At 44.8% G+C, this 24800-nt stretch carries 20 protein-coding genes; 8 read left to right on the top strand and 12 right to left on the bottom strand.

What is annotated here, in order from left to right; all coding sequences use genetic code 11:
• The first annotated feature begins 31 nt into the window (after window positions 1-31).
• From selD to N746_RS0101105, 3 genes are all read left to right on the top strand, one after another.
• A complete protein-coding gene (gene selD / locus N746_RS0101095) occupies window positions 32-1072 on the top strand; it encodes a selenide, water dikinase SelD (protein ID WP_029933518.1) in 1041 nt (346 codons plus the stop codon).
• Window positions 1069-2160 carry a tRNA 2-selenouridine(34) synthase MnmH gene (mnmH, locus tag N746_RS0101100; protein ID WP_029933519.1) on the top strand — a complete coding sequence of 364 codons (1092 nt, stop codon included), beginning with the start codon at window positions 1069-1071 and terminating at the stop codon, window positions 2158-2160. Before selD ends, mnmH begins: the two co-directional genes overlap by 4 nt.
• A 224-nt stretch (window positions 2161-2384) precedes the next feature.
• Window positions 2385-4142: a methyl-accepting chemotaxis protein gene (locus N746_RS0101105; RefSeq protein ID WP_029933520.1), complete on the top strand. Its 1758-nt coding sequence runs from the start codon at window positions 2385-2387 to the stop codon at window positions 4140-4142.
• Window positions 4143-4218: 76 nt separating this feature from the next.
• On the opposite strand, the gene adk is transcribed toward N746_RS0101105, so the two are convergent.
• The 7 genes from adk to N746_RS0101140 form a co-directional block, all read right to left on the bottom strand.
• A complete protein-coding gene (gene adk, locus N746_RS0101110; RefSeq protein WP_029933521.1) occupies window positions 4219-4866 on the bottom strand; it encodes an adenylate kinase in 648 nt (215 codons plus the stop codon).
• Window positions 4867-4918: 52 nt separating this feature from the next.
• Window positions 4919-5788, bottom strand: coding sequence for a fructosamine kinase family protein (locus tag N746_RS0101115; RefSeq protein ID WP_029933522.1), 870 nt, complete (start codon window positions 5786-5788; stop codon window positions 4919-4921).
• Window positions 5785-8187 carry a penicillin-binding protein 1A gene (locus tag N746_RS0101120; RefSeq protein ID WP_029933523.1) on the bottom strand — a complete coding sequence of 801 codons (2403 nt, stop codon included), beginning with the start codon at window positions 8185-8187 and terminating at the stop codon, window positions 5785-5787. The genes N746_RS0101115 and N746_RS0101120 overlap by 4 nt, the downstream gene beginning before the upstream one ends.
• Before the next feature lie 303 nt (window positions 8188-8490).
• A complete protein-coding gene (locus tag N746_RS0101125; protein WP_029933524.1) occupies window positions 8491-8721 on the bottom strand; it encodes a hypothetical protein in 231 nt (76 codons plus the stop codon).
• A 157-nt stretch (window positions 8722-8878) separates the two neighbouring features.
• The gene (locus N746_RS0101130; protein ID WP_029933525.1) at window positions 8879-11689 is read right to left on the bottom strand and encodes an EAL domain-containing protein; all 2811 of its coding nucleotides are present in this window, start codon (window positions 11687-11689) and stop codon (window positions 8879-8881) included.
• Between the two features lie 75 nt (window positions 11690-11764).
• Window positions 11765-14161, bottom strand: a complete 2397-nt coding sequence (locus N746_RS10930; protein ID WP_051678432.1) for a methyl-accepting chemotaxis protein — start codon at window positions 14159-14161, stop codon at window positions 11765-11767.
• 153 nt (window positions 14162-14314) lie between these two features.
• On the bottom strand, window positions 14315-15175 hold the full coding sequence (locus N746_RS0101140; RefSeq protein WP_029933527.1) for a YicC/YloC family endoribonuclease: 861 nt from the start codon (window positions 15173-15175) through the stop codon (window positions 14315-14317).
• 87 nt (window positions 15176-15262) lie between these two features.
• On the opposite strand from N746_RS0101140, the gene rph reads away from it, so the two are divergent.
• From rph to N746_RS0101160, 4 genes are all read left to right on the top strand, one after another.
• Window positions 15263-15982, top strand: coding sequence for a ribonuclease PH (gene rph / locus N746_RS0101145; RefSeq protein ID WP_029933528.1), 720 nt, complete (start codon window positions 15263-15265; stop codon window positions 15980-15982).
• 71 nt (window positions 15983-16053) lie between these two features.
• Window positions 16054-16635 carry an RdgB/HAM1 family non-canonical purine NTP pyrophosphatase gene (gene rdgB, locus N746_RS0101150; protein ID WP_029933529.1) on the top strand — a complete coding sequence of 194 codons (582 nt, stop codon included), beginning with the start codon at window positions 16054-16056 and terminating at the stop codon, window positions 16633-16635.
• 41 nt (window positions 16636-16676) lie between these two features.
• Window positions 16677-17876: a radical SAM family heme chaperone HemW gene (hemW, locus tag N746_RS0101155; RefSeq protein WP_029933530.1), complete on the top strand. Its 1200-nt coding sequence runs from the start codon at window positions 16677-16679 to the stop codon at window positions 17874-17876.
• Window positions 17877-17883: 7 nt separating this feature from the next.
• Window positions 17884-19980: an AsmA family protein gene (locus N746_RS0101160; RefSeq protein ID WP_029933531.1), complete on the top strand. Its 2097-nt coding sequence runs from the start codon at window positions 17884-17886 to the stop codon at window positions 19978-19980.
• Between the two features lie 22 nt (window positions 19981-20002).
• Here the strand turns inward: N746_RS0101160 and N746_RS0101165 are convergent, their stop codons facing one another.
• Window positions 20003-21325 (bottom strand): DEAD/DEAH box helicase, encoded by a 1323-nt coding sequence (locus tag N746_RS0101165; RefSeq protein WP_038125817.1) that lies wholly within the window; start codon window positions 21323-21325, stop codon window positions 20003-20005.
• Between the two features lie 194 nt (window positions 21326-21519).
• Here N746_RS0101165 and N746_RS0101170 point away from each other — a divergent pair, with 194 nt between their 5' ends.
• Window positions 21520-22038 carry a hypothetical protein gene (locus N746_RS0101170; RefSeq protein ID WP_029933533.1) on the top strand — a complete coding sequence of 173 codons (519 nt, stop codon included), beginning with the start codon at window positions 21520-21522 and terminating at the stop codon, window positions 22036-22038.
• A gap of 67 nt (window positions 22039-22105) precedes the next feature.
• Here the strand turns inward: N746_RS0101170 and N746_RS0101175 are convergent, their stop codons facing one another.
• From N746_RS0101175 to pip, 4 genes are all read right to left on the bottom strand, one after another.
• The gene (locus tag N746_RS0101175) at window positions 22106-22735 is read right to left on the bottom strand and encodes a hypothetical protein (RefSeq protein WP_245603312.1); all 630 of its coding nucleotides are present in this window, start codon (window positions 22733-22735) and stop codon (window positions 22106-22108) included.
• Window positions 22736-22748: 13 nt separating this feature from the next.
• Window positions 22749-23324: a hypothetical protein gene (locus N746_RS0101180; RefSeq protein WP_029933535.1), complete on the bottom strand. Its 576-nt coding sequence runs from the start codon at window positions 23322-23324 to the stop codon at window positions 22749-22751.
• A 19-nt stretch (window positions 23325-23343) separates the two neighbouring features.
• Window positions 23344-23685 (bottom strand): Hpt domain-containing protein, encoded by a 342-nt coding sequence (locus tag N746_RS0101185; RefSeq protein WP_029933536.1) that lies wholly within the window; start codon window positions 23683-23685, stop codon window positions 23344-23346.
• A gap of 146 nt (window positions 23686-23831) precedes the next feature.
• Window positions 23832-24791: a prolyl aminopeptidase gene (gene pip / locus N746_RS0101190; protein ID WP_029933537.1), complete on the bottom strand. Its 960-nt coding sequence runs from the start codon at window positions 24789-24791 to the stop codon at window positions 23832-23834.
• Window positions 24792-24800 lie beyond the last annotated feature (9 nt).

A 24800-nucleotide genomic window follows, 5' to 3' on the forward strand; every position in this document is an offset into this window, starting at 1 on the left:
ATAATGGTGGTTTTAGTTTAGACATAACCTTATGACAGTTTCTCTCACGCAATACAGCCACGGCGCAGGTTGTGGTTGCAAAATTTCTCCGGCCTTGTTGGATTCGATCCTGCAAGGCGCCAAATCTGAATTAACTTTCCCTGGTTTATTGGTCGGTCACAGCGCCAAGGACGATGCGGCTGCATTTGATCTTGGTGATGGCCGCTCTGTGTTATCCACCACCGACTTTTTTATGCCAATTGTGGATGACCCTTTTACCTTCGGTCGAATCGCCGCTACCAATGCCATTTCTGATATTTATGCGATGGGTGGAAAACCCTTAATGGCGATTGCTATTTTTGGTTGGCCGATTGATAAATTAGGAGCTGATGTCGCAGCTCAGGTTATCGCTGGCGGGCGCAGTGTTTGCGAGGTCGCCGGTATTCCGTTGGCGGGGGGTCATTCAATTGATGCGCCAGAACCGATTTTTGGTTTAGCCGTCACCGGTTTGGTTGAGAATCGATTTTTAAAATGTAATCACATGGCCGAGCCAGATTGCGAAATATTTTTAACCAAACCGTTAGGCGTGGGGATTTTAACCACCGCGCAAAAGCAGAAAAAAGTTGATCCGCTTGACCTAAATACGGCGATAGAAACCATGTGCCAGTTAAATTCCATTGGCACCGAATTGGCCCGATTAGAGTCGGTGAAAGTAATGACGGATGTGACCGGATTTGGTTTGCTAGGTCATTTAATTGAAGTCTGCGAAGCTAGCCAAGTACAAGCGCGTTTGCTTCTTGATCAAATTCCGTTGTTACCCAAAGTCGAACATTATTTGGCGCAGGGTTGTGTTCCTGGTGGAACGTCGCGAAACTGGCAGAGTTTTGCAGACAAAGTGGGCGATCTGGATGATAAAAGTCGAGATCTGCTATGTGATCCTCAAACTTCCGGCGGATTACTGGTGATGGTGAAGCGCGAAGGCCTAGCCGAATTCCTAGAGGTTTGTGCGCAACAGGGCTTGGCTTTGCAGTCGATCGGCTCGACTTTTGCAAGCACCAGGCCTGGTGCTCCGATTGTTGAGGTGGTTTCGTGAGTAATGAACTGCCGACCACCGATGATTTTCGTTCAATCCTATTAAATCAAACCCCGCTAATCGATGTTCGTGCGCCAACTGAATTTTCCAAAGGCGCGATTCCGAATGCGCTGAACTTACCTTTAATGCAGGATGACGAACGCCAGCAGGTTGGACTTTGTTATAAAGAGCAAGGTCAACAAAAAGCGATTGAGCTGGGCCATCAGCTGGTGAATGAAACCGTCAGGGCTCCGCGTATTCAGGCTTGGTGTGAGTTTAAACGCCAGCACCCGCAAGCTTTAATCTATTGTTTTCGGGGCGGCTTACGCTCTCGAATTTCGCAACAATGGATGATGCAGGCGGGGTTTGAGATAATTCGAATCAAAGGCGGCTATAAAGCCTTTCGGCATTATTTAATGCAGTCGTTGGATGAAATGGCGGTCAAGCTCCAATCCGGCCAGCGAAAGCCTTGGGTACTGGCGGGGCGAACCGGTTCCGGTAAAACCCAGGTATTAAACTCGGTCGATTTTGAGGTCGATTTAGAAGGCTTGGCACAACATCGCGGCTCGACCTTTGGACGACATGCTTGGTCGCAACCCAGCCAAATTGATTTTGAAAATCAGCTGGCGTATCGCATGATTGAGTTGGATGCGCAGTCACAGCCTAATTGGTTATTTGAAGATGAAGCGCGCAATATCGGCTCGGTGCATTTAAATCAGTCGCTATATGCTGCGATTAAATCCGGTGATCGTATTCTACTCGACACTCCGTTTGAGCAGCGTCGACAGAATATTTTGACTGAATATGTGCTGGAGGCACAAACCGAGTACGTCGATTTAGCCGCCTGGGTTGACTATATGCAGTCACGTTTTGAACGCATCGCCAAACGTTTAGGTGGGGTGGGCTATGCACGGGTCAGACAATCGTTTGACCAGGCCTGGTTGTGGCAACAGCGTACCGGTGATCCAATTAAACACCTAGATTGGATTGATCAGCTGCTCACCGATTACTACGACCCGATGTATGACTACCAATTAAAACGTTATCCTCAACCGATCGTTATGCAAGGTCATGCGGCCGATGTGACGACTTTTCTGCAAAACCTCTAACTACGCGTATCTTAAGAAACGTTTAAGATAAAACGTTCATTTCTATCGCACTGGTGCAACATCCAGCCTCTCGGCAGCCAGTGCTTCTCATGCTTTGTGTAAATTAATTGTACATAAACTGTACAATTAACCGAGTTGTTTAGTCGGAATTATGTATAATAATTGTAACGTTATCGTTTCGAAATCTCGTTACTTGATAACCAAGACAAATAATGAGGTGGTAGATGTTCAACACAAAACTAAAAAATCAATTAGAAGCTTGTCAGAAACAAACAGCGAATTTTAACTCTATTCTAGAAGCTCTAGATAAGTCGATGGCGGTGATTGAGTTTAGTCCGCAAGGCGAAATTCGTCATGCGAATCAAAATTTTTTGGATACGGTGGGTTATCAGTTAAGTCAGGTAGTTGGCCAACATCACCGTATTTTTGTACCAGATGAGATTAAAAATTCGGTTGAATATCAGAATTTTTGGCAAGAACTAGCCCAGGGTAAAGTATTACAACAACGATTTAAACGAATAAATAAACAAGGTCACACCATTTGGTTAGAGGCCAGTTATAACCCGATTTTTAATGAAAATAATCAGGTTACAAAAGTGGTTAAGTTTGCTACCGATATTAGCAAGCAAGTAGAGGCCGAAACCGAATCGAATGCCAAAATTGTGGCCATCAGTCGCGCCATGGCGGTGATCGAATTTGATTTACAAGGTAATATTTTAACGGCCAACCCCAATTTTTGTCAGGCGGTGGGTTATGAGCTAAGTGAAATAATAGGACAACATCATCGTTTATTTGTTGATTCAGATTACGCTAAATCAGCCGAATACCGTGAATTCTGGACAAATTTAGCGAAAGGTGAATTAAGCAGCGGAACTTATCGACGCCTTAAGAAAAATGGTGAAGAACTTTGGTTAGAAGCCAGTTATAACCCTGTTTTTAATGTGGATGGTGAACCTTATAAAGTGGTCAAATACGCCACCGATATCGGTGCAAACAAAACTACACAATTATTAAAGCAAGTGGTAGATGATGCTACTCAGGTGCTAATTTGTTTCGCGGGGGGCGATTTGAATGTGCGTATGAAGAGACATTTGGCAGAGGATGAGGAGTCAATGTTCCGCGATCAGATTAAATTACTGTCGGATGGTTTTAATGCCATGTCAGAAAAATTGACAGATGTGATCACGAATGCGATTAACGCCTCTGATATTGTGAGTCATGCGGCCGATGAAGTGGCGCAAGGCTCAAGTGATCTAAGTCAGCGTGTACAGCAGCAGGCGGCCGCCATCGAAGAAACATCGGCCACTATGGAACAAATGACCTCGGCGGTACAAAACACTACGGATAATGCGCAACGCACCGCCGATATGGCGAAGCAGGTGCAAGTAAAATCGACCGATAGCGCTCAAGTAATGCAAAAAACGATCGAAGCCATGTCCGAAATCCAAGCTTCTAGCCATAAAATCTCGGAGATTGTCACTTTGATTGATGGGATTGCATTTCAAACCAACTTGCTGGCTTTAAATGCCGCCGTTGAAGCGGCTCGTGCGGGTGATCATGGGCGTGGATTTGCGGTAGTTGCGGGTGAAGTGCGGGCGCTGGCACAAAAATCAGCCGAAGCGGCTAAAGGAATTAAAAAGTTGATAGATGAAAGTGTATTCCGCATCAATGAGGGTACAAGTTTAGCCACCGAATCGGGTGAATCCTTAGGTGGGATTACTTCATCCATTGATGAAATGGTGGCGATGATCATGCAAATTGCCAATGCATCGGCCGAGCAGTCGGAAGGCATTCGTCAGGTCAACAGTGCGATTACGCAAATAGATGATGCAACCCAACAAAATGCAGCTTTGGTAGAAGAAACAACCGCCTCCTCTCACACCTTGAGCGAGCAGTCAAGTATCTTACAAAATGATATGGCTTACTTTGAGATGCCGTCTACCCTCAATAAGCCCAGAGCCAGATTAGTCTTAGCTTCTTAGGATGGCTAGCGTGACTAACTTTTAAAGCCAAAAAAACCGCCCTATTAATGAGCGGTTTTTTTGGTTGAAGCGGTACTTATTTTAAAGCTGAAATAATCGCTTTTTCTACTTTTGCAATCGGCTGAGTACCGTCAATGCGAACGTATTTAAGAGATGGGTTTTTATCCGCCACATTTTGGTAGTAGTCGACTAATGGTGCGGTTTGTTTGTGATAAACCGCAAGACGATCTTTGACCACTTCGGGCTTATCATCATCACGCTGCACCAGTTCTTCACCGGTTTCGTCGTCCTTGCCTTCCACTTTAGGTGGGTTATACACGATATGGTAGGTACGACCTGATGCCAAGTGCGCACGACGGCCTGACATACGTTCAACAATCACTTCATCCGGCACATCAATTTCAACCACCGCATCAATGCTCACGCCAGCTTCGGCTAAGGCGTCGGCTTGCGGAACGGTGCGTGGGAAACCGTCTAATAAGAAACCCTTTTCACAGTCCGGTTGAGCAATGCGCTCTTTAACCAAGCCAATAATCACCTCATCTGTAACCAACTTGCCTTCGTCCATAAACGACTTAGCCAGTTTACCCATTTCTGATCCTGCTTTGATCGCCGCGCGCAGCATATCGCCAGTTGAGATTTGTGGAATATCGTATTGTTTAGTTAAAAACTGGGCCTGAGTGCCTTTGCCAGCGCCGGGTGCGCCTAAAAGAATGAGTTTCATAAGTTTATCCTAATCGTTAAAAGCAAAAATCAATCGGCCGATTATACCTAAACTAAGCCACCAATTCACGAAGTAAGCGTTCAGCTTGCTGTGCATAGTAGCCGCCGAAAAGATTGTAGTGATTCAGCACATGATAGAGGTTATATAAATTTTTACGGCTTTGATAGCCAGAGTCTAAAGGCCATTCGGATTCGTAACCCGCATAAAATTGGTCACTGTAGCCGCCAAATAACTCAGTCATGGCGATGTCGGTTTCACGATCGCCATAATAACTGGCGGGATCAAATATTATAGGTAAACCTTGGGTATCAAATGCGCTATTTCCCGCCCACAGGTCGCCATGTAGCAGTGAAGCTTGTGGCTGGTAGGTTTGAAAAAAAGAGTCGATTTTGCTGATCAGCTGTTCAACGAGTTCGATTAATGTTATCGGTGCGCCATTTTGTTGGGCTAATTGAAGCTGAGGTTTAAGTCGTTGTTGAGCGTAAAAGTCGGGCCAACTGTCTTGCCAGGTATTGAGCTGCGGAGTATGGCCAATGAAATTATTTTGTTGCCAACCAAATTGGGGATGGGTTTGGCGGTGCATTTGAGCAAGTTGTTGACCGCGTAAATAATCATCACCCTGTGATTGCATCTCTATGTATTGCATCAACAACCAGGCCTGGTGTTTGTTCGCACCATGGTGAATGACCTGAGGGCTACAAATGGTTTGAGTCGCCTGAATCACGTCAAGCGCCAAAGCTTCACTGGCAAACAACGCCTGCGCTTTAGGATGGTTGGTTTTTAAGAAATAATCACCTTGGCTAGTTTGTAACCACCAGGCCTGGTGGATATCTCCACCGCTGATGCCTTTAGCTTGTTTAACTTCGATTTTATCCCCCAAAGCTTGTTGGATAATCGGGGTTAACCAAGCTTGATCTCTCATTGAAATAACTCTCGGGTTAAATCACGCAAATTAGTGGGCGTGACATCGGGTATTTCGGGCGCATTCTTTTCATAAAATATTTCAAAAATCGCTTTGGGTGTATCGGCTGGTACTGGGGTTCCAGTGCTTGGATCAATGGGAATATTGACTAAACCTTCAGGCTGTAGAAACGGCGCATTAGGTGAGTCTTTTAATGCTTCGCGCATATAGTTGATCCAAATTGGCAAGGCGGCTCGACCTGATGTTTCACGACGGCCTAAGCTACTTGGGTTATCAAACCCGACCCAAACACTCGACACAACATCAGGGTTATAGCCGATAAACCAGCCGTCAAATTGTTGGTTGGTTGTTCCTGATTTGCCCGCAATATCCATGCGGTCTAATACCCGAGCACTTCGGCCTGTACCATATTGAATTACATCCTGTAGCATCGAGGTCATAATGAAAGCATTTTGTGGCGTAATCACCTGCGGTGCAAGGGTAGGGTCGTTTTCGAAACAATGAATTTGACATGACTTTTTGGGTTCGGCTTTATATAGTGCCTTACCATTAAAATCACGCACTTCTTTCACAAAATAAGGATCAATTAAATAGCCACCGTTGGCAAATACGGCAAAAGCGCGAGCCGCTTGGAGCGGCGTGAACTGAGCTGAACCTAGCGCAAGCGAAAGATTGCGCTGTTTGTTGAGCTCTTCTAGCGGTAAACCAAATAAACTCGCATGATGAATGGTTGGATGTATGCCAATGTCTTGTAATAAGCGGATCGGTACCAGGTTTCGTGAATAAGCGATCGCCTGGCGAATCCGAGTGGGGCCATAAAAACGCCCCGAAAAGTTTTCTGGACGCCAAATATCTTCTAATGCATCATCATGGAAAACCACTGGGGCATCATTGATCACGCTAGCGGCGGTATAGCCTCGCTCTAGCGCCGCTGAGTATAAAAACGGCTTAAAAGCCGATCCCAATTGACGCTTGGCTTGGGTGGCGCGGTTAAAAGTGCTTTTGAAATAATCAAAACCACCGACAAGCGAATAAATAGCACCGTCTCTTGGACTTAACGACACCATACCGGTTTCGACGTTCGGGTTTTGAGCCAGTGTCCATTCGTCATTTTGACGTGTGATATAAACCACATCGCCTTTCTTTAGAATGTCTTCCGCCGATTCAGGTGCCGGGCCGGTAAGGTTGACGTCTAAGAAACGTGCGGCCCATTGCATGGTTTCAAACCGAATTTTTACTTCGGAACCGTCACGAATCATCAACCAGGCCTGGTCTTCGGTCACATCTGTGACTGCGCCCACCGCTAAATCACCGGGTGCGGCAAATTGACCAATCGCTTCTAGAATTTGTTCACGATTTGTCATTACCGTCGGCACCAACGAAATGAGCGGGCCGCGAAAACCATGTCGACGTTCATAGTCTTGTAGCCCATCACGAACGGCTTGATTAGCGTATTCTTGATGCTGACTATCAATCGTCGTGATAATGGTGAGGCCCATGTTAAGCGCATCTTCACCAAAGCGCTCTAACGCCCAACGGCGCGCCATTTCAGCTACGTAGTTGGCTTCTACTTCAATCCGCACACCCGTTAAGGTAACTTCAATCGGCGCACTTTGCGCCAAGATCATTTCATTTTGAGTAATAAAACCCAGTTCGTGCATACGACGCAGTACATAATTACGCCGTAGCTTGGCGCGAGGTGGGTTCACCACTGGATTGTAAGCCGAAGGCGCTTTAGGTAAACCTGCAATCGTCGCAAACTCGTGTAAATCCAGATTGGCTAATTCTTTACCGTAATAAGTTTTGGCGGCGGCTGCGACCCCATAAGAGCGATGCCCTAAGAAGATTTTGTTTAAATACAATGCCATGATCTCTTGTTTGCTGAGTTCATGTTCGATTTTGTAAGACAAAATGATTTCGTTTAGTTTACGGGTATAAGAACGCTCGCTACTTAGAAAGAAGTTACGCGCAACTTGCATCGTTACGGTTGAGCCGCCGGACTGTTTAGAGCCGGTGGTGATCAGTTCAAAAACCGCACGTGCGATACCTTTATAGTCGACTCCGCCATGCTCATAGAAATTTTCATCTTCAGCTGAAATAATCGCTTGCGTCATGCGTTCAGGAATTTGGTGATATTCCAAAGGTAGACGGCGTTTTTCACCAATTTCGGTGATGAGCTTACCGTCTTTGGTTTCAATGCGTAGCGGAACCTGATAAGAAATGTTTTTTAAGGTTGAGGCGTCTGGAAGGGTCGGGTAAACCTTGATTACATAAGCCGTCAAGGCCAGCACTGGTATTAAACCCAGAATAAAAAACGTCAAAAATAGGATTTTCCAGATAGAGCGTTTTTTGGCTTTAGGCGTTTCACGCCCAGATGAATCTTGATTTTCAGATGTCATGGTCTTATTTCGTAACAGCTTAATTTAAAAGGTTATTGTACGTTAATTAGATTGGTTTGGGTATGCTTGCCACAAAAGCTTCATCTCAGTTTTGGCCGAAGAATCTGACGTTAAAAACCTTTTTGGTTCGGTTGAGGCTAATTGTATTTTTTGATTGAACCAGACAGGGTAAATTTAAGGTTTTGGGATGGGTTTGTTGGGATACCTGAAGCTTTTGATACGAGTAATAAAAAACCTGTTCGACACTATTTTATTAATAGGCAAAACAGGTTTTTGATAAAATTTTGTGTTCTTGGCGTAGACTTAACCGCGGTTTTTATAACGTCCGGTTTTAATATCGCTCCAAGCCATATATAAACCACCACCAACAATCAGTGCTACGGCTGAAATAACGCCAATCATACCGATTACCTGTAGTAAAGAGCCTGGTAAAAGGTCTAGGTAGATGCCCATGAAAACCAATAATGGTAGGACGAATGCAACCACTATACCGATTATGAATTGAACTAGGTTTTTCTTGTCTTTTTGGTCCATGTTTATCGCCTCAAAATAGTTTTATAAGTTTACGTTGGTGAAATATACCGCTATAACTTGTAAATTTCAAATCTTAGTTGCCACCAGTTAAGTGAAAGTTTGATTTCGGTCAAGAAACGAAACACTAGATTTTTATACAAGCCTTATAGTTAGCCACTTATTTTATTGAATCGTCATTAAGGGATGTCAGGTCTTGGGGGGCACCGTATTCATAGCCCTGATAAAACTCCACATCATATTCTTTTAATTTGGCGGCGATTTGTGAGCTACTAACAAACTCAGCAACGACTCGGATCCCCAGCTTTTTGGCGATGTCTATAATGCTTTCGGCAACGAGTAAACTGTTATTATCTTCTAAAATTTTGCTAATGATCGAGCCATCTATTTTCAAGTAATCCGCATCCATTTGCACCAAGTAGGAGAAGTTGGAATAACCACTGCCAAAGTCGTCAATCGCAATTTCGGCACCACGTGACTTAGCATCCAAAATAAACTGGTGAATGTTGGTGTAGTCTTGAATTGACTCTGTTTCGGTGACTTCAAATGTGATTTTTCCTTGTGAAAGGTCACGCAAATGATCTAGTAAATACTGTCTTAATTGCTGGTTTTCGATATCTTGGATGGAAAGATTAATCGAAATATTAGCACCGGTTTTGTTCGCAAATAAAAGCGCAGCATCATAAACACAACGTGTAATTTGCGCGTAATAACGCGTTTGTTTGGCGATGTCTAAAAACTGCGCCGGACTAATAATGTCGCCATTGCTTGAAATCATGCGAACGAGCGCTTCGTATTTTTTTTCAGCCAGATTAAGCGGATTCACAATCGGCTGATAAAAATTAACAATCCGGTTCTCTTGTAATGCATCGCGCAATCTATGCAACCAGAAAACATGGTCAAGCGACGCAGAAATATGTGCTTCTTCAATAGGTATATTATTTGATAATGGACTGAGCTTGGCTTTGGAGAGAGCTCGTTCGGCTAGTTGTAGTTGATACCGCTCACCTTCGCCTATGCCAAATACAACATCCAGATCAATCATGGCACCCTCGACTTCAAACGTATTTTCAAGTGCGCTTGATTTAAGGGTTTGCAGAGCAAAAGCGAACGCTTTGGATGAGACGGATTGATCCGGTCGAATCACAAACTGGTCGCCATGAATGCGGTATAAAGTAAAGCCGTATTCTCCGCAGTGACGGTATAGCCAGCTTGAAAAGCTTATGAGAATTTGATCGGAAAAGTCAAAGCCATAAAAATCATTAAAAGCCCTAAAGTTTCGAATATCAAGCAAGGCCAAAAAGGTAGAGTTGCTTGCCTCCATATCGATTAAAAGTTGGCGCCGATTAGGTAATCCGGTCAACTTATCCAGACGCTGTTCTTTTAATTGTTGTTCTTGTTCTACTAGTGCAGTGATGTCTTTACGAATACTGATGTATTCAATAATCTGTCCATTGGCATTGGTAATCGGCAAAATGCTGCTTTGCACAAAATATGCGCTACCGTCCTTGCGTTTGTTTTTAATCACACCGCTCCAAGCCTGGTTGGCTTGAATCGTGTCCCAAAGCTCTTTAAATGTCTCGCTAGGCATGTCGGGGTGGCGTAATATGTTGTGGTTTTTTCCGATTACTTCGTACTCTTTATACCCAGAAATTTTTTCGAAGGCTTTGTTTATATAAGTAATGCGGCCGGCCAGATCAGACTTGGACACAATCGCGGTTTCATCCAATGCATTTTTATATTGCTCGAGAAACTGAATGTTAGTGTTGAGTTCCTGGGTGGTCACATTCGCTAAATGTGCCAATGAACGCATAGTTGAAGCGTTTTGTAGTGTCTGAGAGTCACGTGATAATTTAACGGTAGGTTTAGAATCTGTGGATTCAGACAAGGTTAAAAAAGTGGTACTGATATTTAATAACGCATTGGTTTTCTGGTAGTGAAAATATTCACCATAAGTAAAAAAACCAGCGCTTGGCGCAAGCGCGGTTAAGGCTTTGAGTTCAGGCTGAATATGCTCTTTTAAAAAAGCATGACGAGCCGTACAGGAATAGATAAATATCGACTCAATCGGAAGGTTGGCTCCAATTTCAGCCGCTTTTTGGGTGGAGGCTTGTATTAGCTGAGTATAGTCGGCGACACCAAAGTAAACCTGATCCCCTTCTTTAAAACGACCTGCATATATCAAGCCCCCGTTATCTGTCTCGGCGACGGCAGAACGCCCAACTTGTAATCCGTTTTGATCGATGATCAACGGAAATTCCATAATGCTTTGTGGAATACTTAAGGCGACTTCATCACCTAAGTAATGCCGGTAAACATCCAAAATGGGTTGATGGTTTAGCTCAAACACCACCTCGTTTTGACAACGTGTGACGGTCATTTTCGGGCCGATTGGCACCCAATCTAAAACAAAATCATTATGCAGGGTTAAATCAGGGTTGATTAAGAAAGCGCCCACCACACCTTGTTGATAGATTTCGGATTGGTGTATTAATAGGCTTTGTTTAAACTGATCGTTGTCGCCCGCATTGCCTCCAGAAACGATCAAATCCGGTGCTTGGTCACTGAGTCCCTTAAGTAAGTGATCGGGTGGGGATTGCAGGGTGTCGGCAAATAAAATCAAACCTTTAGCTTTCAGCTTTAGCGCCTGGTTAGCAAGGTCTAGGCCTTGTTGATAGGAGGTGTCAGTAAGATAAAAACTAGACAGTTGGGTCGATTCAAACACACTAAAGCTCAGCAGAATTTGCTGATTTAAAACCTTGCCATCGGCGATTTCACCACTGGTGGAAGTGCCAATAATCGTAATATGCGGATGGGTTGTGAGAATAGAGTTTAAAAGTGCCTGGATGCGTGTCTTATCCAGTTGCCCTACAAACACTTGCAATAAAATCGACGAACGCTCAAACAAGTCTTGTTTTAAAAAGTCTCTTAAGGCTTGTGGGGATTCATATAAGTGGTTGATCGTTTGCACAACTTTTCCTGAATAAAAGGTGGGTTAAAGGCTCGTCGCTTTAACCCATGGGTATGGAGCTCAGGTTAAGTTTTTTTAAAACTCAGCCCATTCATCGGAAGTGTTTTCAGATTTAGCAGACTGAGCTTTTTTAACCGGAGGCAAAGCCGCAGGTTTTTGGCTTAGTTTGCTTTGTGTAGCAGCGGGTTTATGTAGCGCTTTGGCAGAGTTAGCAGGCGCAGTTCCGTGGCCGCTGCTTAAGCCACGAATTTGGCGCTCACCTTTGACGTTCCCGGTGGTTTTAAAGAAGGCCATATCTTCCGATAGGTTGCGCGCTTGTTCACTCATGCTTTCTGATGCAGCGGTGGTTTCTTCTACTAACGCCGCGTTTTGCTGCGTAACCTGGTCAATGCTGTTTATCGCGTCATGCACTTGGCTAATGCCGGCGGCCTGTTCACCGGATGCTTTCGCAATTTCATTGATCATGGAGGTAACCTCGTTCACCGAACCGGTAATGGCTTTTAACATATCACCAGATTCGGAGGCCAGCTTGGTACCGTGATCAATTCGGCCGACACTTTCATCAATCAATTTTTTGATGTCTTTGGCCGCTTCGGCTGATTTCTGCGCCAAGGCACGCACTTCGCCCGCGACTACCGCAAAGCCGCGACCGTGATCCCCCGCTCTGGCGGCTTCAACAGCGGCATTTAAGGCCAGCAAGTTGGTTTGGAAAGCAATGCCATCAATCAGGGTAACGATGTCGGCAATCTTGTGGCTTGAAGCCTGAATCGAGTTCATCGCTTCAATGGTTTGCTGCATCACCTCAGAGCCTTGGGTGGCTTTACCTTGTACATCTTGTGCCAAATCAGCCGCTTGGTTGGCATTTTGGGTGTTGTTTTGAATCGCCGAGTTCATCTCGTCCATGGTGGCCGAAGTTTCTTCTAAGGCGGCGGCTTGTTGTTGTACGCGCTCACTTAAGTCATTTGAGCCTTGCGACACTTCCGTCGCCGCACCACCGACAACATTTGCAGCTTCAATCGCGACTGAGACAATACCATCTAAACGTGAGATCGAACTGTTAATCGCATGGGTCAACTGACCCAGTTCGCCTTCAAAATCGTTTTCGATCGTTTGGGTTAAATCCCCTTCGGCCATACCGGTGGTGACACGGATAACATCATTCATGGCACCTTGGATGGCATCCATTAAGTCATTAATAGAGTGACTCAAATCTTGTGCGACCCCATCAACTTTGGATAAATCAATACGATCACTTAAGTAACCTTTTTGAGCGCGTGTCACGGTGGCACCAACATTCTCCAGAAGCTGAACTTCTTGGGTTAGATCGCGCCATTCGACTAAGGTAGCGGTACGAATACCAGCACGGTTAAAGATCGGCAGCATACTCAGTTCAAAATGGTAGCCAGCAACTTCAATCTTAGCGGTATAGGAATCCGTTAACTTTGAAATCATGGCACGTTGATGTGATGGGTCTTTATGGAATACATCAATGTTCATGCCGACTAGGTTTTTTGCATCAAACTTTGGCAATACCTTCTTTAAACGGGCCTCACGAGCGGATAAAAAGCTCTTAATATGGTCGTTCATATAAATAATGTCAAAATTAGCATTGGCCATCATCACATTACTTTGGAGTTTATCCAGAGCGGTTTGCAGTTGACGTGAACGGTCTAGCTGATAAGCGCTTTCTTCACGTTGCTCCAGAAAAGATAAATTGGTGGATACCACGGCATTTCGTAGCTTTCCAGCATAGGTGATTGGGTCATAGTTAACGTCTGTCAAAGGTTCGCCACCCGCTAATTGGCGCAAAGCATCGACCACTTTTTGTTGATTGCGGGTTAAGCTAATACCATAACTAATTAAAATGGCAACCAAGATAAAGGCAAGAATTTCATTCAATAACGGGCTAAACAGTTTAATCCCCAACAGCATTAACAAGTTAGGAATTAAAGCCAAAACAATACCAGCTAAAGCTAATTGCAGAGCTGGGTTAAAGTGAGCAAAAATATTCAAGCCATTGGTGTTTAAACCGTAAATAACACGGCCGTGTTTGATTTTAGCTTTGCCAGAAGCAATGTCACGGTAGGCTTGGTTGGCGGCTTGTTTATCAGCCGCGTCAATGCGTGTACGAACCGACATGTATCCGGTGATCATTCCGTCTTTAAATAAGGGGGTGGCGCGAGCTTTAACCCAATAGAATCCGCCGTCTTTACGACGATTTTTGACTAGTTGAGTCCAAGGAATACCGGCTTTCAAATCCGCCCACATATCCGCATAAACCGCAGGGGGAACATCTGGGTGGCGGATCATATTATGCGGTTGACCAATCAACTCATCGCGTGTAAATCCACTGGCGGCTTCAAATGCATCATTACACTCTAAAATCGTGCCTGCTAAGTCGGTTTTGGAGACCAAGATTTGGCCTTCAGCGACTTCGTATTCATTATTGTTAACGGGTTGATTGTTGCGCATTCTGTTCCCCCAGAATTAAAGTGAAAAGCAGTTTTATGGAATAATTTGATTTTTTTAAACTTACTTAGATAGTTCATTATAACCATAAACTTTGTCTAGTTATAATTCTAATTTCTATAATTATACAGCACCCATCTAAAAAGTGTACAAATATTATACAATATTTTGTACTTGCTCACGAATTTGTTCGATTAAAACCTTGAGTTCAATGCTGACTTGGCTAACGCGAGTGTCGATCGACTTGGCACCCAAAGTATTCGCTTCACGGTTGAGCTCTTGCATTAAAAAGTCGAGACGGCGCCCAATCGCTCCGGGTTGCGGTACTACCCGGACCACTTCATCCAGGTGGGTGTTAATTCGATCCAGCTCTTCGGCCACGTCTATTTTTTGCGCTAAGATCGCGACTTCCATGGCCAAACGGGTTTCATCAAGCTCAGCGGTGAGTTCTTTAATGCGCTCAGCTAAGCGTTGCTGGTATTGCTGTACCAAGCTCGGTAAGAGGGGCTTGAGGCTGTTAACTTGTTCGCGTATGGTTCCGACCCGTTGCAGAATCAGCTGAGCTAACTGTTCTCCTTCACGCTGACGAGACTCATTCAGTTGTTGCAAGGCCTGCTCAAATGTCTGCAGAATGTCTGCTTGAATTTGTTTGGTATCGTGCGATTCCGCCTTCACCAGGCCTGGCCATTGCAACATTTCTAATGGGTTAATTTGAGTGGCTTCAGGTAGGCGTTGTTGAATAAAGCAAACGGCTTCATTTAATTGCGACAACAGGGTTTCGTTAATCGGTAGTTCGGACTGGATTTGATTCAGTTCGATTTTTAACGACAGTTCGATTTTGCCACGTTCAAGTTGTTGTTTGCATAGCTCACGCAACGGCATTTCGAGTGACCGATAAGCCTCCGGCAAACGGAAATTGAGTTCTAAATACCGTTGGTTAACCGCGCGAATTTCCCACTGAATTTGGCCCCATTCTTTCGCGTGGTTAGTGTTGGCAAACGCCGTCATACTCTTCATTTAGAACGCCTTAGATGGTTTATAATGTCCTCATTTTACAGCTTAGCTATTTAAGCGTCCAACTCATTGAAAGCAAAAGGAAACGCCATGCGACCCAGCGGAAGAAACGCGCCAGCCTTAAGAGACATCAACATTACTCGTCATTTTACCAAGCATGCCGAAGGCTCGGTGTTGATTGAATTCGGCGATACCCAAGTGATTTGTACCGCGACAGTTGAAGACACGGTGCCACCGTTTTTGCGAGGTCAAGGACAAGGTTGGTTAACCGCTGAATACGGTATGCTGCCGCGATCGACGAATACGCGTATGCGTCGTGAAGCCTCGGCGGGTAAACAAGGGGGGCGTACTTTGGAAATTCAACGCTTGATTGGGCGCTCTTTGCGTGCGGCGTTGGATTTAAAAAAACTAGGCGAGCGCACCATTTATATAGATTGTGATGTGATTCAAGCCGATGGCGGCACACGCACCGCATCCATTACTGGCGGCTTTGTTGCTTTAGTATTGGCGCTGGAAACCTTAATTGAACAAGGCAAACTGACGGAAAATCCGTTAGCGCATTACATTGCCTCGGTGTCGGTAGGGGTCTACAAAGGCGAGGTAGTAGTAGATTTGGATTATGCTGAAGACTCCAATGCCGATACCGATATGAATTTGGTGATGACGGAAACCGGCGATTTTATCGAAGTCCAAGGTACCGCTGAGGCCGCCCCGTTTAGTTTGGCACAAATGAACCAAATGATGAGTATGGGACAGGCGGCGATTTTTGAGCTAATTGAAAAACAAAAGCAAGCGATTAAACAAAGCTAATTAAGCTTTTAAGCGGCCTCAAATTATCCCGACCACCAGGCCTGGTGGTCGGTCAGGCAAAAGGAAAGACCATGCAAACTTTGGTGTTAGCCACCAATAACGCCGGCAAATTACAAGAATTGTTGGCCTTGTTCCCAGATAAAGATGTGCGCCCGCAATCCGATTTTTTTAGTGAACAAGCTGAAGAAACCGGCTTGAGCTTTATTGAAAACGCCCTACTTAAAGCACGTTTCGCTGCGCAAAAAACCGGTTTACCTGCGATTGCAGATGATTCGGGGATCGAGGTGTCGGCCTTAAATGGCGAACCGGGTATTTATTCGGCCCGTTATGCTGGAGTCGATGCGAGCGACACACAAAACTTGTATAAGTTATTAGAAGCGATGCATGAGGTACCTGACGATCAACGTCAAGCCAGTTATTATTGTGCGATGGTGTGCGTACGTCATGCAAATGATCCGACGCCGCTTATTGGTTTGGGGCGTTGGCAAGGTGAGTTACTGCGCCAACCTAAAGGCGATGGCGGATTTGGTTACGACCCGATTTTTTATTTACCGGATTACGGATGCAGCGCCGCCGAAATTGACGCACAACTAAAAAACCAAATCAGCCATCGCGCCCAAGCGTTACAAGCTTTGGTCGCACAACTCGCCTAACCAGGCCTGGTGCTTTGCAACAACTGAGCAAAACTTAATTTATGATGCACTTTACCCAACCTTTGCCTTTATCACTTTATATTCACTATCCCTGGTGTGTGCAAAAGTGCCCGTATTGCGACTTTAATTCGCATGATGTTAAACCCGGTATCGACTTAGTGACACAAGAGCAAGCCTATCTTCAGGCCTTGGTGAAACAGTTGGAATCGACTTTACCCATGGTTTGGGGGCGGCCAATTCAATCGATCTTTTTTGGCGGTGGTACGCCTAGCTTAATGTCGGTGCAAGGTTTGAATTGGTTGATGTCGCAGTTGCGTGCCTTGCTGGGTTTTGGGTCGGATATAGAAATCACCCTAGAAGCGAATCCCGGTACGGTGGACGAAGCCAAGTTTGCTGGTTTTCGTCAGGCCGGAATCAACCGGCTTTCAATTGGTATTCAAAGTTTTAATGCGGATCATTTAAAAGCGCTTGGCCGTATTCATAATGACCACCAGGCCTGGTCGGCGATTGAAGCGGCCAAACGAGCGGGCTTTGATAATTTCAATTTAGACTTGATGTTTGCTTTGCCGGGCCAGACATTAGAACAAGCCCAACAAGATGTGACGCAAGCCTTGAGGGCGCAGCCCAAGCATATATCGCATTATCAATTAACCCTAGAACCCAACACGCCTTTTTATCGCCAGCCGCCGGTTCTGCCGGATGAAGATTTGGCCTGGGATATGCAACTGGCTTGCCAGCAGCAATTAAAGCAAGCCGGTTATGCGCATTATGAAGTCTCCGCATTTGCGAAGCCCGGCCAGCAAAGTCGGCATAATTTGAACTATTGGACATTTGGCGATTACATTGGTTTGGGGGCGGGTGCACACGGTAAATTAACCCTGCCGCAAACCGCTGAAATTTGGCGCTCTCAAATGCCGGCTTCGCCGGGTGCATTTGTGCATTTGATGGATAAACCTGCCGACCCAACCACCAGGCCTGGTGGTTCGCCGTCCTATGGACGTTGGCATAAAGTCGCTGCAAACGAAGTGACATTTGAATTTATGTTGAACGCGTTACGCTTGCAACGAGGCTTTGATTTGAGCTTGCTTAACGCCCGCACGGGTTTGGATTTAGCATCCATTGAGCCAAAATTGGCACAAATGGAAAAAGAAAACTGGATAATTCGAACTGAAAATCAGCTAGAATTAACTTCTCAAGGTCAGAAGTATTTAAATTCGCTGATCGAACTTTTTTTGGAATAGGTGATCTATGAGACACAAAATTAATCGTGGCCTCAGAATTTTAGTCGTGGTGTTTTTCCTCGTGCCGGTGTTTGTATTGACGGCCTTTTTTGGTGCGGTCAGTTTAATGGACTTTAACCAATACAAACCTATGATAGAGCAAGAAGTGGCGGCCAAAACTGGCTATCAACTGCGCATAGAAGGCGAGCTTGAAACCAGTGTGATGCCTTTGCAGCTAAAAATCGGTCAAAGCCAATTACGTCACGAATTTTCTGAAAGTGATGAACCTTTACTGGCGTTTGAAAAAATCAATTTACGTGTCTCGTTAGTGGCTTTATTACTCCAGGCCAAGGTGCATTTATTGGGCGTAGAACTGTTCGAGCCGCGTATTCATTTGCAAGTGGATGACCAAGGTCAAACCAACTGGGGAACTCAGCTCGCGTCTGCTCACTCTAAACCTATATCCTATTTTAAACAGGCAACTTGGCAAAAGGTCAACGAAAATCCCGAACAAGTGATTAAACAGAGTGCCATGTTGGCTGAGCGTTTTGATATTAAATTAAGCAATGTCACGTTATATGATGGCTTGGTGAGCTGGCGTTATCCGGCGCGCAATCAACATTACGAGCTTTCCGATTTAGAGTTAATGGCGTTTGATGTTGAGCTTGGACAAGGCTTTGATCTTCAATTCCAAGGTCGTTTGAAAAACGAACAAACCGGGCATTACTATGATGTTGATCAGCAAGGTCATATGTCGATTGCTAAGGATATGAGGTCGCTCACGGTGAAGCAGTTGAACGCCGATATGACTTTATTTTGGCCGGAGGAGATGGATCGTAATGAGTTGAAAATCCAGCTCGGCTTAAACGGCTTGAAATGGCAGCAAGCGGATAAACGCATTGAACTTGAATCCGCCAAATTGAAAGCGTTAGATGCCGAAACCAGCTTTAGCTTATCTGGTCATTATGGGGATAAACTGGACCTGGCCGGCCAAGTGGATATTGGTTATCTAAATCCGCGTCAATGGCTGAACTATTTTGAGCTTCCCTATCCTAACTTCGTTGAAAGCCAAGCCTTGAGCCAACTTGAAGGTCGTTTCAATTGGCAGTTGACGCCGCAAAAATCGCAGCTAGAGGATATGGCCTTAACGCTGGATAAAACTCAGTTTAAAGGTTATTTTAACTATCAACACAATGGTCAGTCGAGCTATCAGTTTGATTTAGCATTGAATCAACTTAACATGGATTTTTATGCGGCACGTTTGACGCAAGCCTCAACAGAATCAGAAAGTCCCGCTACCAATGCGACAGATGTAAAATCAGCTAAGCCGATTAAAGTTACGGCTGAGAAAATCTATCTACCGATTGGTGTGCCAGTTAGCACCTTGCGCGAAAGCCAAATTCAAGGGCAGTTGCAAATCGATGCGTTACAAATTTGGCAAGGCCAGTATCAACAAGTACAGATGGGCTTTAATGCCGAGTATGGCAAACTTGATATTGCGCCGTTTGATGCGGATTTATACGATGGCCGCTGGCGCAGTCAGTTTAGTGTGGATGTAAATAATGATACACCGCAATATCACTTTAAAGGTCGGTTAGATAACTTAAACGCACAAGCTTTTTTGCGTGATGTTGCGCAATACGATTTGTTAAACGGTACATTATCGAGCCATTTCGATTTACGCACAGCGGGCAGTAATTTGGACGCGATAAAATACAACATGAATGGTTTGTTTAGTGCTGACTTAGTTGATGGCGCTTATTTAGGCGTGGATTTAAATCGTTTACTGATTGGTCAGCCAACCCAGGTGGGAGATGCTACGCGCATAGAAAACGTGCGTTTAGGTGGTCAAGTGGTGAAAGGTATTTATTACTTACAGCAAGCTACATTAAAAAGTGATCGGTTCGATGCCAAAGCATTTGGTAACGTGCATTTGCCGAACGCCACATTAGAAACTGAGTTGCAACTTACCTATCAAGACCCGCCCGAAGGTTTAGGCGTGCTAAAAGGTGTGAAGGTTCCGGTGAAATTAAGTGGATCGATTGTACAGCCAGATTGGCAAGTAGATATAGATAAGTTGCTGGGCGCAGATAATGTAAAACGCTTAATGCGCTTTTTTAACTAGCGCCCAACAAAGGGCGAGGTGCTTAAGACTCGGTTTTGGCGCGTGATGGTGTTTTGGCACGATCACGACTTGGCCAACGCGTGGTTTTAGGCTTGGTTGCACCAGTGGGTTTATGTCCACCTGAACCTCGGCGACCACTACGGTTATTGCCGCCACCGTTCGCAGCCGGACGGCGTTTTGGTTTGCGGTCCATTGACGTTGCCGGCACTTCATGTTTTGGCTCAAAACCGTCTTCATAACGACGCGTTAATAGCTTGCCAGTTAAATGCTCAATCGCGGCTAACAATTCAACTTCATCCGCACTTACCAATGACAAGGCTTCACCTTTTGAACCGGCACGACCGGTACGGCCAATACGGTGCACATAATCTTCCGCGACATTCGGCAAATCAATGTTGATAACGTGTGGCAATAAGTCAATATCAATACCACGCGCGGCAATATCGGTCGCGACTAACACACGAATTTTATTAGCTTTAAAGTCAGCAAGTGCTTTCGTGCGTGCGCCCTGGCTTTTGTTACCGTGCAAGGCCGCCGCTGGAATTCCGGCCGCCGCCAGTTTTTCAGTCATGCGGTTTGCACCGTGTTTGGTTTTGCTAAAAGCTAAGACCTGTTGCCATTGATTGGTGGCGACTAGGTGAATTAATAATTCTGTTTTGCGTGCTTTATCCACTGGAATCACGGTCTGTTCAACCAATTCGGTGGTAACATTTGGTGCCGCTACCGATACTTCTAACGGTTGGTTTAAAAACTGTTTAGCTAGCTCACGGATTTGGCCCGAAAAGGTGGCCGAAAACATTAAGGTTTGACGTTTTTTAGGTAGCACCTTCACAATGCGTTTCAAGTCGTGAATAAAACCCATGTCCAGCATACGATCAGCTTCATCTAAAACTAGGATTTCTAGCTTGTCAAATTTGACCGCATTTTGCTGATACAAGTCCAATAAACGACCAGGTGTTGCGACTAAAACGTCTACACCACGGCGTAATTTCATCATTTGTGGGTTAATGCTCACGCCACCAAAAACCACCGTTGAACTGGCTTTGATATGTTGACCATAATTCACCACGCTTTCGTGAACCTGTGCGGCTAATTCACGCGTCGGGGTCAATATTAAAGCGCGTACTTGGTTGGCGGCCGGCCGTTCGCCCTTGGCTAACAAGTCCAACATAGGCAGAGTAAAACCGGCGGTTTTGCCCGTACCAGTTTGAGCCGCGGCCATCAGGTCGTGACCTTTTAATACTAAAGGGATGGCTTGTTGTTGGATAGGGGTGGGCGATGTATAACCTTCGTCATTAACGGCGCGCACAAGTGTTTCGGCTAAACCTAGCTCGGTAAATTTCATATTCAAGTCTCATAAAGTAAGTGCGACCTGAATCTGACAACCAAACCAAATCGCGGGTAAAAAGGATCGCCAAGCTTACAGTAGATCACCCAAAAAAGCGAGCAATCTGTTTACCTAGCTGAAAGGTTAAGAGTAGAATTTGGTTAGGCCAGTCCATCTGCGTTGGCCAGATAAATAAAATTAAGGAGTTTACGGTGAAAAAATCGACTTTATCTATATTAATCGCTGGGTTAGGGCTTTTTTTTACCCTACCTTCGCAAGCTTTGGTAGCCGAGTTGGCCGACCCTGCTTGGAATGGAAAAATGGTACCGAAAGGTATGCAGTGTCAAAAGTTTGGTGGTGAAGGACCTAGAACTCCAGCGTTGATGATCAGCGAAATGCCAGAACAAACCAATGTGTTAATTTTTGAATACAGCGATCGCAGCCATAAACCCATGGATAATGGTGGTCACGGAAAATTCGGCTTTGCTATAAATAATCAAGTCGATTCCATTTGGGTGCCACAGGTAACCGGACACACATTTAAACTGCCGAAAGGTTTTTTTATGATCGAAGCCCATCGCAATCCAAAATGGGATAAAGCCGGTGCGTATATGCCACCTTGTTCTGGCGGCAAAAATAACAGCTATTATGTGACGGTTAAAGCGGCGCAGATCATTGATGACCAAATTAAAATTCACGCCGAAACGGTGCTGGAATTAGGTAAATATTAAGTTCGCTTAAGAATCTGTCCCGACCACCAGGCCTGGTGGTCGGGACAGATTCTTACCTAATCTTTCATTAATCGTTGCTTGCTCGATAACGCAGAATATCGTTACTGCCCTCTAGTAGAACCAGTTCTAAGCCCATTTGTGGATAAAGCCAACGTTCTAGACCATCATCCATTTTCTGAATTTCTTCAGCTTCGCCAAAACGTTTTATAATCGCTTCGCGTGATAAGTTGCGACGTGGCACGAGTGTGACTTCGTTAATTGGATAATCAAATAAGGCCAAGGTGTCTTGATTATTGAGCTGGATTTGACGAGCACCTTGTTTGGAAATGGTGGTGCGCGCCCCGCGTTCATAAAACGCTTCTAATTCTTGTTCGCTTAATGCCAGCTTAATCACCAACGCGCCATGAATGGTACCAATGTAAGTGGAACCAAGATAAGCTTCGGCGGTTTTAGTACCATCCTGCATTTCAAATAATTTAACTTCGATGTCGCGTCCGTATAGATCGGTTACTTCTCTTAAGGTAGATTGGTTCAGTACCAAGCCGAGCGCGTGCAAGCGCCCTTGTTCATCGTAGCTGGCATTCCACGGAAGTTGGTTTTGATTTATATCGCTGTGATTGGCTGGCGCTAACCAAAGTAAACCAAAAAATAACACGATGGTTAGGGCGATTACCCAATATAGTGGACGGTTTTTCATCGAAATTCTGATCCTATTGTGGTTCTGGGTGATCATTAAATTCACCTAACTCAGGGTTAGACTTCTCATCACGCGGGATATATCGGGCAATATTTTTGTCAATGATACCTTTACTGGCATCATAAACTGAAATGCCGGTTTGCAAGAAAGTAATCAATACTGCAAAAAATATTAAGGCCCCGCCAAAAAACATGGTGATAATTTCAAAAATGGGCGTGGAACCGCCTGTGTCTGAAAAGTTATTCATCGCTAAGCCGCCCGGCATAATGAACTGTATTAGCTCGTAGGCACCAACAATAACAATTGCAGCGATATAACTCGCAATTAATATGCGACCTCGACGCCAAGCCAATACCCAGTTAGCAGCTACATACCAAGTGTCTGATTGACGTTTTTTCTGACCATGAAAATATACATAACTCAATACCATGACAGAAATTAGCGGTATTAGGGCAAACATTAAAGGTTCGCCACTGGTCTTTAAAACTGAAAGCGATAAAAATAAGTGAGTGAGTAAGATATTTAAGTTAAATATATGATGAGGGTTTTTTGCGCGGTGCGCTTCGCTTTCAGTAATCTGGTATTGCATGAGATAACCTCAAGTTAAATTAAGGGTTCAAATAATGCCCAAGAGCGGTTTCAAGTTCGCTATAGGCGTGTTTAATTTTAGGTAATAAAACTTTCGCTTTTTGAACTTCTCCGTCACGCCCAAAATATTCCATTTCAAGACATAACTTAGGAAGATCAACCGCACTGATATTTGATGAACTGCCTTTTAAAGTATGCGCATGGCGTTTGATATCGGCAGTATTGCCCTGTTGAATGGCTTTTTCAAGTTCATCTATTAAAGCGGGGGTAATATCTAAGTAGGTTTGCAAGATCGGCGCGAGGCTATCACCGATCACGCTCTTAAGATGCGCTAAGCTTTTTTGGTCAAGTGGCTGACTCATCTGTGTTTCCTTGTCACCCGAGTGAATTTCGTTAATAACCCAACATAGGTTCATTTAACTTGAATGTTTGAAGTATAACGTAATTTGATCCGAACAAGCGAATCAGATTGAGCTCATTCTAGGATATTAAACACCAGGCCTGGTGCTTATTGCAAAGTAAAATGAGTTTTGAATTTATTGGTACTAGACACGAGTGCATGACTGATTTCATCTTCAAATGCGGAATGTCCAGATTGTTCACAAATAACCAGATCGGCGTTGGGTAAGGTGTTTTTCAAAGCAAAGGCTTGATTGATTGGACAGACCATATCGTAACGACCATGCACGATAATCGTTGGAATATGTGCGATTTTATGGGCTTGCTCTAACAGCTGATTTGGTGTCAAAAATGCCTTGTGGATAAAGTAGTGGCATTCGATCCGTGCCATCGCGAGCGCATGATGCGGATCCGCAAAATGTTGCACTATGTCTGGATCCGTTTTTAAATTAGAGGTGCGACCTTCCCAGACTGACCAAGCTTCTGCCGCGCGCATTCTGGCGACCTCATCCTCACCTGTCAAGAGTCGGTAATAGGCTTGTACAAGGGACTGCCGGTCGTTTTGTTCGATTGGGGCGATGAAATCCTGCCAATAATCCGCATAAAACTCACTCGCCCCTTTTTGATAAAACCAATCCACATCTTGATCACGACATAAGAAAATGCCTCGTAGAATTAAGGCTTGGACAGTCTGTGGATAACTTTGTGCGTAAGCCAGCGCAAGGGTAGAGCCCCAAGAACCGCCAAACAATATCCATTTTGCAATATTCAAATGCAAACGCAGTTGTTCTAAGTCGGAGATTAAATGTTGAGTAGTGTTATTTTCGAGACTAGCGTGCGGAAGTGATTGTCCAGCACCTCTTTGATCTAACAGAATGATGCGATAGAAATGTGGGTCAAAAAATTGACGGTGACGAGCGGAACATCCACCTCCCGGGCCGCCGTGAATAAACACGATCGGTTGACCGGTTGGATTACCGGATTGTTCATAATAGAGTTGATGCCCATCTCCTACCTCAAGAAACCCTTGTTGAAAAGGTTCAATCGGTGGGTAGAGATGGGCCGTCATCGTCTCTAG

Origin of the sequence: Thiomicrospira pelophila DSM 1534, assembly GCF_000711195.1 — a bacterium.
Taxonomy (GTDB): Bacteria; Pseudomonadota; Gammaproteobacteria; order Thiomicrospirales; family Thiomicrospiraceae; genus Thiomicrospira; species Thiomicrospira pelophila.

What these genes read in the sequence shown, in the direction of transcription:
- N746_RS0101120 (WP_029933523.1), bottom strand. Translation starts at nt 8,187, where the DNA reads ATGACATCTGAAAATCAAGATTCATCTGGGCGTGAAACGCCTAAAGCC.
- N746_RS0101185 (WP_029933536.1), bottom strand. Translation starts at nt 23,685, where the DNA reads ATGAGTCAGCCACTTGACCAAAAAAGCTTAGCGCATCTTAAGAGCGTG.
- N746_RS0101105 (WP_029933520.1), top strand. Translation starts at nt 2,385, where the DNA reads ATGTTCAACACAAAACTAAAAAATCAATTAGAAGCTTGTCAGAAACAA.
- hemW (WP_029933530.1), top strand. Translation starts at nt 16,677, where the DNA reads ATGATGCACTTTACCCAACCTTTGCCTTTATCACTTTATATTCACTAT.
- N746_RS0101165 (WP_038125817.1), bottom strand. Translation starts at nt 21,325, where the DNA reads ATGAAATTTACCGAGCTAGGTTTAGCCGAAACACTTGTGCGCGCCGTT.
- N746_RS10930 (WP_051678432.1), bottom strand. Translation starts at nt 14,161, where the DNA reads ATGCGCAACAATCAACCCGTTAACAATAATGAATACGAAGTCGCTGAA.
- rdgB (WP_029933529.1), top strand. Translation starts at nt 16,054, where the DNA reads ATGCAAACTTTGGTGTTAGCCACCAATAACGCCGGCAAATTACAAGAA.
- selD (WP_029933518.1), top strand. Translation starts at nt 32, where the DNA reads ATGACAGTTTCTCTCACGCAATACAGCCACGGCGCAGGTTGTGGTTGC.
- N746_RS0101115 (WP_029933522.1), bottom strand. Translation starts at nt 5,788, where the DNA reads ATGAGAGATCAAGCTTGGTTAACCCCGATTATCCAACAAGCTTTGGGG.
- N746_RS0101175 (WP_245603312.1), bottom strand. Translation starts at nt 22,735, where the DNA reads ATGAAAAACCGTCCACTATATTGGGTAATCGCCCTAACCATCGTGTTA.
- N746_RS0101140 (WP_029933527.1), bottom strand. Translation starts at nt 15,175, where the DNA reads ATGAAGAGTATGACGGCGTTTGCCAACACTAACCACGCGAAAGAATGG.
- N746_RS0101160 (WP_029933531.1), top strand. Translation starts at nt 17,884, where the DNA reads ATGAGACACAAAATTAATCGTGGCCTCAGAATTTTAGTCGTGGTGTTT.
- N746_RS0101125 (WP_029933524.1), bottom strand. Translation starts at nt 8,721, where the DNA reads ATGGACCAAAAAGACAAGAAAAACCTAGTTCAATTCATAATCGGTATA.
- adk (WP_029933521.1), bottom strand. Translation starts at nt 4,866, where the DNA reads ATGAAACTCATTCTTTTAGGCGCACCCGGCGCTGGCAAAGGCACTCAG.
- N746_RS0101180 (WP_029933535.1), bottom strand. Translation starts at nt 23,324, where the DNA reads ATGCAATACCAGATTACTGAAAGCGAAGCGCACCGCGCAAAAAACCCT.
- rph (WP_029933528.1), top strand. Translation starts at nt 15,263, where the DNA reads ATGCGACCCAGCGGAAGAAACGCGCCAGCCTTAAGAGACATCAACATT.
- pip (WP_029933537.1), bottom strand. Translation starts at nt 24,791, where the DNA reads ATGACGGCCCATCTCTACCCACCGATTGAACCTTTTCAACAAGGGTTT.